The 9,131-nt window shown below is 73.9% G+C and carries 9 protein-coding genes; 4 read left to right on the forward strand and 5 right to left on the reverse strand.

The annotated features are described in order from the left end of the window. Positions 1-90 precede the first annotated feature (90 nt). The gene (locus ACCP09_RS39640; protein ID WP_433754224.1) at positions 91-423 is read left to right on the forward strand and encodes a hypothetical protein; all 333 of its coding nucleotides are present in this window, start codon (positions 91-93) and stop codon (positions 421-423) included. A 24-nt stretch (positions 424-447) separates the two neighbouring features. On the opposite strand, the gene ACCP09_RS39645 is transcribed toward ACCP09_RS39640, so the two are convergent. The 5 genes from ACCP09_RS39645 to hemE form a co-directional block, all read right to left on the reverse strand. Beyond that, the gene (locus ACCP09_RS39645; RefSeq protein WP_027935127.1) at positions 448-1,176 is read right to left on the reverse strand and encodes an SDR family NAD(P)-dependent oxidoreductase; all 729 of its coding nucleotides are present in this window, start codon (positions 1,174-1,176) and stop codon (positions 448-450) included. A gap of 86 nt (positions 1,177-1,262) precedes the next feature. Further along, on the reverse strand, positions 1,263-2,582 hold the full coding sequence (locus ACCP09_RS39650) for a CoA transferase (RefSeq protein ID WP_433754227.1): 1,320 nt from the start codon (positions 2,580-2,582) through the stop codon (positions 1,263-1,265). Continuing rightward, the gene (gene hemQ, locus ACCP09_RS39655) at positions 2,583-3,275 is read right to left on the reverse strand and encodes a hydrogen peroxide-dependent heme synthase (RefSeq protein ID WP_017983668.1); all 693 of its coding nucleotides are present in this window, start codon (positions 3,273-3,275) and stop codon (positions 2,583-2,585) included. It abuts the gene before it with no gap. Between the two features lie 33 nt (positions 3,276-3,308). Continuing rightward, entirely contained in the window at positions 3,309-4,676 is a 1,368-nt protein-coding gene (gene hemG / locus ACCP09_RS39660; RefSeq protein ID WP_433754229.1) for a protoporphyrinogen oxidase, read from the reverse strand. Next, the gene (gene hemE, locus ACCP09_RS39665; protein ID WP_433754231.1) at positions 4,676-5,755 is read right to left on the reverse strand and encodes a uroporphyrinogen decarboxylase; all 1,080 of its coding nucleotides are present in this window, start codon (positions 5,753-5,755) and stop codon (positions 4,676-4,678) included. The genes hemG and hemE overlap by 1 nt, the downstream gene beginning before the upstream one ends. A gap of 87 nt (positions 5,756-5,842) precedes the next feature. Here hemE and ACCP09_RS39670 point away from each other — a divergent pair, with 87 nt between their 5' ends. The 3 genes from ACCP09_RS39670 to ACCP09_RS39680 all read left to right on the forward strand — a co-directional run bounded on the left by ACCP09_RS39670 (position 5,843) and on the right by ACCP09_RS39680 (position 8,950). Further along, positions 5,843-6,406, forward strand: a complete 564-nt coding sequence (locus ACCP09_RS39670) for a DUF3000 domain-containing protein (RefSeq protein WP_027935123.1) — start codon at positions 5,843-5,845, stop codon at positions 6,404-6,406. A gap of 512 nt (positions 6,407-6,918) precedes the next feature. After that, positions 6,919-7,635, forward strand: coding sequence for a response regulator (locus tag ACCP09_RS39675; RefSeq protein ID WP_038532327.1), 717 nt, complete (start codon positions 6,919-6,921; stop codon positions 7,633-7,635). A 91-nt stretch (positions 7,636-7,726) separates the two neighbouring features. Next, positions 7,727-8,950: a ribonuclease D gene (locus tag ACCP09_RS39680; RefSeq protein ID WP_027935122.1), complete on the forward strand. Its 1,224-nt coding sequence runs from the start codon at positions 7,727-7,729 to the stop codon at positions 8,948-8,950. The last annotated feature ends 181 nt before the right edge of the window (positions 8,951-9,131 follow it).

A 9,131-nucleotide genomic window follows, 5' to 3' on the forward strand; every position in this document is an offset into this window, starting at 1 on the left:
ACCGGGACCGCCTGTGAGCAGCCGGGAAGACCTCGCCGCCCGCCACGCCGGACTGCCGCACACCCTGCCGGCCGCGAACCGGGACCGCCTGTGAACGGCCGAGAGGAACTCGCCGCTCGGCAGGCCGAGCTGCTGCGCGCCCTGCTGGCAGGCGGACCTCCCCCGGCGGGCTTCGACTCCGGCCGGGTGGCCGCCGAGGTGCTCGCCCTGCGGGCGAAGCGCCGCTCCATCGTCGCCGACCTGAGGCCCGACCTGTTCCGCACGCTCGGCGACCGGTTCCGCCCCCTGTTCGACGCCTACGCCGCGGCCACCCCCCGCACCGACGGCACCGGCTACCGCCAGGACGCCGCGAACTTCGCCGCCTGGCTCGCCGACCGGGGCGAACTCCCCCGGCGGCGCTGGTGGTCCCGCTTCACCCGCTGACCAGCTCCCCGCGCCGGCACCCGGCTAGTGCGCCGTGATGCCGCCGTCGACGACGATCTCCGCGCCCGTGACGAAGGACGACTCGTCGGAGGCGAGGAACAGGATCGCCGCGGCGATCTCGTCCGGTGTGCCCGCCCGTTTCATCGGGGTGCGCTGGATGTCGGCCTGCTCGTCGCCCTCGGCGTCGAGGATGTCCTGGATCATCGGTGTCGCGATGACGCCGGGGTGCACCGAGTTGACCCGCACCCCTCTCGTCGCGTACTCGACGGCCGCCGTCTTGGTCAGCAGCCGCACCGCGCCCTTCGAGGCGTGGTAGGCCGCGGCCGACCCGCCGCCGATGATGCCGAGGATCGAGGACACGTTGACCACCGACGCGTTCCCGCTCGCGCGCAGCAACGGCATCGCGGTCTTCATGCCCAGCCAGGTGCCCTTCTGGTTCACCGCGATCACCCGGTCCCAGCCGGCCTCGGCGGTGTCCTCGATGCCCGGCCAGTCCACGATTCCCGCGACGTTGACGAGCACGTCCAGCCGGCCGAAGCGCTCCGTCGTCCTGGCCAGAGCGGTCTGCCAGTCCCGCGCCGAGGAGACGTCGAGGTGCACGCGCAGCGCGTCCTCCCGCTCCGGCCCGCTCCCGGTGACATCACCCAGCACCAGCCGCGCCCCCTCCCGGGCGAACAGGGCCGCCGTGGCCGCCCCGATCCCACCCGACGCGCCCGTGATCAACGCGACCTTGCCGTCCAGCCGTCCCGGCATCCCGCTCCCTCCTACCGCTGCCATCACCTCCCGATCCTGCGGCGACCGGAGCGGGCCAACCAGGGTGCGTTACTCCCAGGACTGCGCTACAGCCACTCCGCGGCCGAACTCCCCGGCAGCGGCGGCCCCGCAGTCCACATCGGCCGCGGCACCATCCCACCCGGACAAGTCACATGCCGCACCAAGCCGAACCCGCTCCCGGTCTCGGCAAGGAACTCCGAGAAGTCCACAGTGGATCCACCCGGCACCCGGCCCAGTCCGTCGAGCCACCGCCCGGTCCCGGCCAGCGCCAGGCGCACCCGCCGGCTGCCGCCCTCGACGGCCCGCTTCCGCAGGGCGATCATCGTCGCCGCGGCGGCCAGCCAGCCCGTCGCATGGTCCAGCGCCTGCACGGGCAACGGCCGCGGTTCCTCGGCGCCCCAAGCGATTCCCGACGCCATCTGCACCAGGCTGTCGAACCCGCGCCGTCCCCGCCACGGGCCCTCCCAGCCCCACGCGTTCAGCTCCACCAGCACGATCCCGGGCCGCGCCGCCGCCAGCCGCTCCGCCGTGAACCCCAGCCCGGCCAGCGCCCCCGGCCGGAAGGACTGCAACACGACATCCGCCGAACCGATCAGGCGCCACAACGCGGAACGCCCGGCTTCGGTGCGCAAGTCCAGGTGCGCCGAGCGCTTGCCCATCCCGGTGTCGATCACCAGCGGGTGCACGACCGGCAGGTGCGCGGCCCCGATGTGCAGGACGTCCGCGCCGTGCGCGGCCAGCACCCGGCCGGCGACCGGGCCGGCGATCACGTGCGTCAGGTCCAGCACTCGCACTCCGCCCAGCGGCCGTGGCGACTCCGGCAACGGCCGCGCCGGGGCCGTCCCCAGCAGCTCCTGCACCACGAGCGGTCCGTCCAGCGCCCGCCCCATCGGGCTGTCCAGCCACTGCTCGCGGGTGCGCATCGCGGCCGCCGCCCCGCCCGAGGCGACCACGGCCTCCTGCACGTCCCAGGCGTCCCGGGTGGCAACCGCCGACGCCACCGCCGCGCGGTCCTCCGGAACCCCGAGCGCGCGGCACACCGCCGCCGCGTGGTGGGGATAGTTGCAGTGCAGCCGGACCCAGCCGTCGGCCGCGCGGTAGTCGCCGGACAGCGGCGCCCACGCGTCCCCGGGCGGCTCGCCGTCCACCCGCACCAGCTTCTCGCTGGAGAACGCCGCCGCGGCGTGCCGCGTGTCGACCGACACCGCACCGGGGTCGATTCCGCGCAGCCGCAACAACTCCGCGGCGGCCAGGGTGGCCGCGGCGACGCTCGTCGACGCGGCCGCCGCCACCCGGTACGGCCCCGGCAACACCGATTCCGGGCCGGTGAACTCGACCGGGCCGGGCGCCTCACCGGTCAGGTCGCGCCACAGCGCGCCGAACACCTACGGCAGGTTCAGGATCAGCTCGGCCGGAACGACCTTCGTGCCGGTGTAGAACGGGATCTCCTCCCGCACGTGGCGCCGCGCCTCGGTACCGCGCAGGTGCCGCATCAGGTCGACGATGCGGTGCAGCTCGTCGGCCTCGAACGCGAGGATCCACTCGTAGTCGCCCAGCGCGAACGACGCCACCGTGTTCGCGCGCACGTCCGGGTAGTCGCGGGCCTCCTTGCCGTGGTCGGCGAGCATCTTGCGGCGCTCGGCGTCCGGCAGCAGGTACCACTCGTAGGAGCGGACGAACGGGTACACGCAGACGTACTTGCGCGCCTCCTCCCCGGCCAGGAAGGCGGGGATGTGGCTGCGGTTGAACTCCGCGGGGCGGTGCAGCGCGAACTGGCTCCACACGGGCGTCGACACCCGGCCCAGCGGGGTGCGGCGGAACCCGGTGTAAGCGGCCTGCACCTGCTCCGGGGTCTCGGCGTGCCACCAGATCATGTAGTCGGCGTCGGCCCGCAGCCCGGCGACGTCGTAGACGCCGCGCACCACGACCCCCTTGCCCTCGAGGGCGTCGAGGTACTCGGTGGTCTCGGTCGCGGCCTGGCCGCGATCCTCGGGGAGCCGCCCCGGCTCGACCCGGAACACCGACCATGCGGTGTAGCGGATGGTGTCGTTGAGCTCCTGATAGTTCAGCCGCGCCATGCCCCCATCTTGGCACTGCGCGGAAACCCGCTGCTAGCGCACCAGCTGTGAGGTGATGCGGGTCGCGGCCGCGGTGGCCGTCGCGATGCACGCCGGCACCCCGACGCCGTGCAGGGCGGCCCCGGCCAGCGCCAGCCCGGGCACCTCGGCGACGGCCCGCTCGGCGCGCTCGACCAGGTCGAGGTGGCCCGGCCCGTACTGCGGCAGCCCGCCGCCCCAGCGGGTCACCACGACGTCGATCGGCTCGGCCGTGATCCCGGTCAGCTCGGCGAGGTCGTCGCGCACCAGGCGGACGAGGTCGTCGTCGTCGCGGTGCAGCGCGCCGGGCTCGCGGAAGCGGCCGACCGAGCCGCGGACCAGCACCGGACCGGTGTCCAGGTGCGGCCACTTGCGGGTGGAGAAGGTGAAGGCCTTCGCGGCGAACGGCTCGCCGTCGGCACGGCGTTCCCGCGCCCCGATCAGCACGCCGGACGCGTCCGGCAGCTCGGTGCCCGGCGGCAGGGCCATCGCCACGACCGCCATGGAGGCCAGCTCGACCTCGCCGAGCGCCGACGACGCGGCCGGCGCGACACCGTCGAGCAGCTTGCGGGCCGCCGGCGCGGGCACCGCTAGCAGGACGGCGTCGGCGTCGATCAGCTCGTCGCCGATCTCCAGCTGCCAGCCGCTCTCCCGCCGCCGCAGCGCGGTGACCGGCCGTCCGAGGCGGATGTCCGGCTTGGCCAGCTCGACGAGCCGGTCGACGAGCGTGCCGAGCCCGCCGGGCAGGGTGCCGAACACCGGCGCGCTGCTGGGCGTGGCGGGGATCAGTGAGGCCGCGGCCGCGGTCAGCGAGGGCGCGCCGCGGTCGATCGCGGTGGCCAGGGCGGGGACGGTGGCGCGCAGGCCGAGGCCGTCGGCGCCGCCCGCGTAGACGCCGCCGAGCAGCGGATCGACCAGCCGGTCCACGAGTTCGTCGCCGAAGCGCTCGCGCAGCAGGGCGCCCAGCGCGATGTCGGACTCCAGTGTCACCGGGGGCAGGTCCGGCTCGGCGGCCACGCGCGCCCGGCCCGCGTCCGAGAGCACCTCCGCGACGGCGTCCGGCGAGCCCGGGATGCCCATCAGCGTCCGGCCGGGCAGCGGGGCGACGCGGCCGCCCGCCCGCACGGTCGAGCGGGCCTTCCCCGGGTGGACCAGCTCCAGCCCCAGCTCGGCGGCCAGTCCCACGCCTTCCGGGCGGCGGGCGAGGAAGGCCTCCGCGCCCACGTCGTAGCGCACGCCCGCGACCTCGGCGGTGCGCAGCTTTCCGCCGAGACTGTCCGTGGCCTCGACGAGGGTGATCGCCGCGCCGTCGCCGAGCGCGCCGCGCAGCCGGTACGCCGCGACCGCGCCCGACACGCCCCCGCCGACGACCGCGACGTGCATCAGCCCTCCAGGCTGTGGACGAGCTCGACGACGCGGGCCAGCACGTCGGGATCGGTGCCGGGGGGCACGCCGTGGCCGAGGTTGAAGATGTGCCCGGCGGCGGCGCGGCCCTCCGCGGCGATGCGGCGCACCTCGGCCTCGATCACCGGCCAGGACGCCTGCAGCAGCGCCGGGTCCAGGTTGCCCTGCACGACCGGCGCGGGCTCGCCGTGTGCGGTCAGCCGCCGCACGGCCTCGTCCAGCGGGACGCGCCAGTCGACGCCGACCACGTCGGCCCCGGCCTCGCGCATGGCGGTCAGCAGCTCGCCGGTGCCGACGCCGAAGTGGATCCGCGGCACGTCCAGGTCCGCGACCGCGCCGAGCACGCGCGCCGAATGCGGCAGCACGAACTCGCGGTACTCGCGCAGCGTCAGCGCGCCGGCCCAGGAGTCGAACAGCTGCACCGCGTCGGCGCCGGCTTCGATCTGGCCGCGCAGGAAGGTCACCGCGATGTCGGCCAGCCGTCCGGCCAGGTCGTGCCACACCTCCGGCTCGGAGCGCATGAGGGCCTTGGTGCGCTCGAAGGTGCGGCTGGGGCCGCCCTCGATGAGGTAGGAGGCGAGCGTGAACGGCGCGCCGGCGAACCCGATCAGGGGGGTCTTGCCCAGCCGCTCGACCAGCAGCCGGGCGCCGTCCAGCACCGGCTCCAGCCGCGCCGGGTCCAGCGCGGGCAGGCGGCGGATCGCCGCGGCGTCGCGCACCGGCTCGGCCACCACCGGACCGGTGCCGGGCACGATGTCGACGTCGATGCCGGCGGCCACCAGCGGGACGACGATGTCGCTGTAGAAGACGGCGGCGTCCACGCCGAGGCGGCGGACCGGCTGGAGCGTGATCTCGGCGATCATCTCCGGGTCGAAGCACGCCTTGAGCATCGGCACGCCCTCGCGCAGCGCGCGGTACTCGGGCAGCGAGCGGCCTGCCTGGCGCATGAACCAGACGGGCAGCCGCGCGGGACGACGGCCGCGGGCGGCGGCCAGGAAGGGGGACCCGGCGAGGTTCCGGCGGGCCGTGTGTGGCCGCGACTGCGCAGTAGTGGACATCGTCAACCATGGTGCCACGCGGGCCCGGGGCCCCTTCCCTCGGCGCGTCTGCCGCCAGGTGCCCGTTCGCCGTCCTACAGTCGGGCTGTGACCGCGATGACGCATGCGCCCGAGATGTTCCGTGAAGCTGTCGCGGCGTTGCAAGCGATCCGGCCCCGGCCGGAGATGACCCTCGAACCCGTGCGCGCGCCGCAGCGCCTGGCCCCGTGGTCCTACGCGCTCAGCTGCGACGCGACGGGCCCGGCGGACGTGACGGCGACCGGCCGCCTGGTGCTGCTGCACGACCCGGAGGGCCCGGAGTCCTGGGACGGGGTGCTGCGGATGGTCGTCTACGTGCGCGCGGAGATCGACCGGGAACTGGCCAGCGACCCGTTCCTGCCCGCGGTCGGCTGGTCGTGGCTCACCGACGCGCTGGAGACCTCCGGCGCGTCCTTCACCGCGCTGGGGGGCACGGTCACCGAGACCTCGTCGGCGCGGTTCGGCGACATCAGCGGGCCCGCCCGCACGGACGACCTGGAGCTGCGGGCGTCGTGGACGCCGTCGGACCAGCACCTGCGCCCGCACGGCGAGGCGTTCTGCCAGCTGATGTCGAGCGTGGCCGGGCTGCCGCCGGTCGGGGTGTCGCTGTTCGGCCACCGCCAGAGCGGCTGAACGACCCCGCGACGCGCCGAGTGTGACGTAGACCTCACTCCGCGGCCCGCGGCGGCGTCGATAGAGTTCGGTCCCGCGGCCTCCGATCGCCCCGGCGATCCCGGGCGGGGGCTCTCCGCAGATCCAGATGAGCCGCCTACGCTGCGCAAAGAGTTCACATCCGTCGATCTGATGACGCGACTGGTCCAACCGGTGAACGCCGTAGAACACAGTTCGTGAGCAGATGCACGGTCCGTATGCACGCGCAGCAGCCTGCCCCCGAAAAGGTCATATCGCTGGCACTCTGCGACGCGTTAGCCACGGGCAGTTTATTACTCCGAACGTGGTACAACGATGCCAGCTAGTAACTACCCGATCGAGATAGATACCCGTTCGATCCCCCCGCGGAAGGCGATCGGCGGCTAGAGTGCCTCTTCGACGACACCACTTTCGGTCTAGAGCTGGCGCGGCTGATCGGCCGAAAGTACCCGGTGCCGGTCGGGGGGCACGACCGACTCCAGGGAGGTAGTGACGTGGCTGCCGTCGGCTTGTCGCAGGCCGTCAGATCCACGCCAGCCGGTGCTTTGCCGGCGAGCATGGTCCCGCACCCGCGGGAAGAGCTGTTTTCGGTGCTGGTGGTCGACGACCACCCGCTCCTGAGGGAGGCGATTGCCGCACGACTCGCACAGATGGGTGCGGGCACCGTACACGAAGCTGCCTCGGTAGCGGAGGCGAGGGCGCGGGCGACCGCGACGGGTCCGTGCGACCTGGCCATCCTCGACCTCGGGCTGCCGGACGGGAGCGGGATCGACCTGGTCACGGAACTCCGCAGCCAGGGCTGGCCCCGCATCGTGGTGCTCGCCTCGTCCGACGACCCGTATGCCGTGCGCTCGGCCTTCCAGGCCGGCGCCCAGGCGTACCTGCTGAAGTCGGCCTCGCCCATGGTGGTGACCGACGGGGTGCGCCGGGTGCTGGACGGCGGGGTGTACGCGGACCCGAGCGTGGCCCCGGTCCTGGCGACCGGCACGCGGGTGCCGGGCACCGACAACACGCCGCGGGAGCTGTCCGCGCGCGAGGTGGAGGTGCTGCAGCTGGTCGCCGACGGCCAGTCCAACAAGGAGATCGGCGAGGAGCTCAGCCTCTCGGCGCTCACCGTCAAGTCGCACCTGTCCCGGATCGGGCGCAAGCTCGGCACCGGGGACCGGGCGCAGATGGTGGCGCTGGCGATGCGAGCCGGCGTCATCCGCTGATCCCCAGCCGATAACACGACCCAACGGACGGGCGTACCGGTGACGGTGCGCCCGTCCCGTAGGGTTGACCGACGTGGAAACCGCAGATCAAGTGCCTGATACCAGCGAACCGGACGTCCCGGTCACGCTCAAGGAGCCGGCCGACGGAACGCCGGACGTGGTGGCGGACGAGCCGGCGCTGGCGCGCGCCTGTGAACGGCTGGCGGCGGGCACGGGCGCGATCGCGGTGGACACCGAGCGCGCGTCCGGCTACCGCTACTGGCCCAAGGCCTACCTGGTGCAGTTGCGCCGGGAGGGCTCCGGCACGGTTCTCGTGGACCCCATCGCCCTGGAGGGCAGGCTGGGGCCGTTGCAGGACGTGCTGAACGGCGAGGAGTGGGTGCTGCACGCCGCCTCGCAGGACTTGCCGTGCCTGGCGGAGCTGGACCTGGTTCCGGGCAGCCTGTTCGACACGGAGCTGGCCGGGCGGCTGGCCGGCTATGAGCGGGTGGCGCTGGGCACTCTGGTGGAGAAGCTGCTGGGCTACCACCTGGAGAAGGGGCACAGCGCGGCCGACTGGTCGAAGCGGCCGCTGCCGGTGGACTGGCTCAACTACGCGGCGCTGGACGTCGAGCTGCTGATCCCGCTGCGGGAGAAGCTCGAGGCCGAGCTGGATGCCCAGGGCAAGCTGGACTGGGCGCGTCAGGAGTTCGAGGCCGTGCGGACCGCCCCGCAGCCCCCGCCGCGGACCGAGCCGTGGCGGCGCACGTCGGGGATCCACAAGGTCCGCACCGCGCGAGGCCTGGCGGCGGTGCGCGCGCTGTGGGAGGCCCGCGACGAGCTGGCCCGCAAGCGTGATCGCGCGCCGAGCCGGGTGCTGCCCGACAGCGCGATCGTGAACGCGGTGCTGGCGGAGCCGAAGTCCGTGGCCGAGCTGCAGGCGCTGCCGGTCTTCGGCGGCCGCGTCCAGCGGCGCTACACGGGCAACTGGTTCCGCCACCTCCAGGCGGCGCGCCAACTGCCGCGCGACCAGCTGCCCAACCCGGCACAACCGAACGACGGTCCTCCCCCGGCGAACCGATGGGCGGACAAGGACCCCGACGCGGCGGCCCGCCTGGCCGCGGCCCGTGCCGGGTTGGCGAAGATCGCCGAGCACCACCAGCTGCCGGTGGAGAACCTGCTGCTGCCGGACCTGTTGCGCCGCACCTGCTGGCGCCCGCCCGAGGACAGGACCCTCGAGGCCGTCTCGGCAGCGCTGGCCGCGGGCGGGGCACGCCCATGGCAGGTGGAGCTGACGGCACCGGTGCTGGTCGAGGCGTTGCAAGCGACTGCCTGAGCAGCCCAGCACCAAACCGCCACCCGGCAACGCAACGGCACCGACTATCCCAACCAGACCTCCCCCGCCCCGAACGCAAGTCGGCAACGCAAGAAGACCGACCAACGCTCCAGACCTCCCCCGCCCCCGATCCACAGCCGATCTTTAGTCGCCGACCAGGGTTGTCAAGGCACGCTTTCCC

This window comes from Amycolatopsis sp. 3B14 (assembly GCF_050958625.1).
GTDB classification, from domain to species: domain Bacteria; phylum Actinomycetota; class Actinomycetes; order Mycobacteriales; family Pseudonocardiaceae; genus Amycolatopsis_E; species Amycolatopsis_E thermoflava.

Bases quoted from the DNA above. Each gene is read 5' to 3' on its own strand.
- hemE (WP_433754231.1), bottom strand. From the start codon at position 5,755: ATGTCCACTACTGCGCAGTCGCGGCCACACACGGCCCGCCGGAACCTC.
- ACCP09_RS39645 (WP_027935127.1), bottom strand. From the start codon at position 1,176: ATGCCGGGACGGCTGGACGGCAAGGTCGCGTTGATCACGGGCGCGTCG.
- hemQ (WP_017983668.1), bottom strand. From the start codon at position 3,275: ATGGCGCGGCTGAACTATCAGGAGCTCAACGACACCATCCGCTACACC.
- hemG (WP_433754229.1), bottom strand. From the start codon at position 4,676: ATGCACGTCGCGGTCGTCGGCGGGGGCGTGTCGGGCGCGGTCGCGGCG.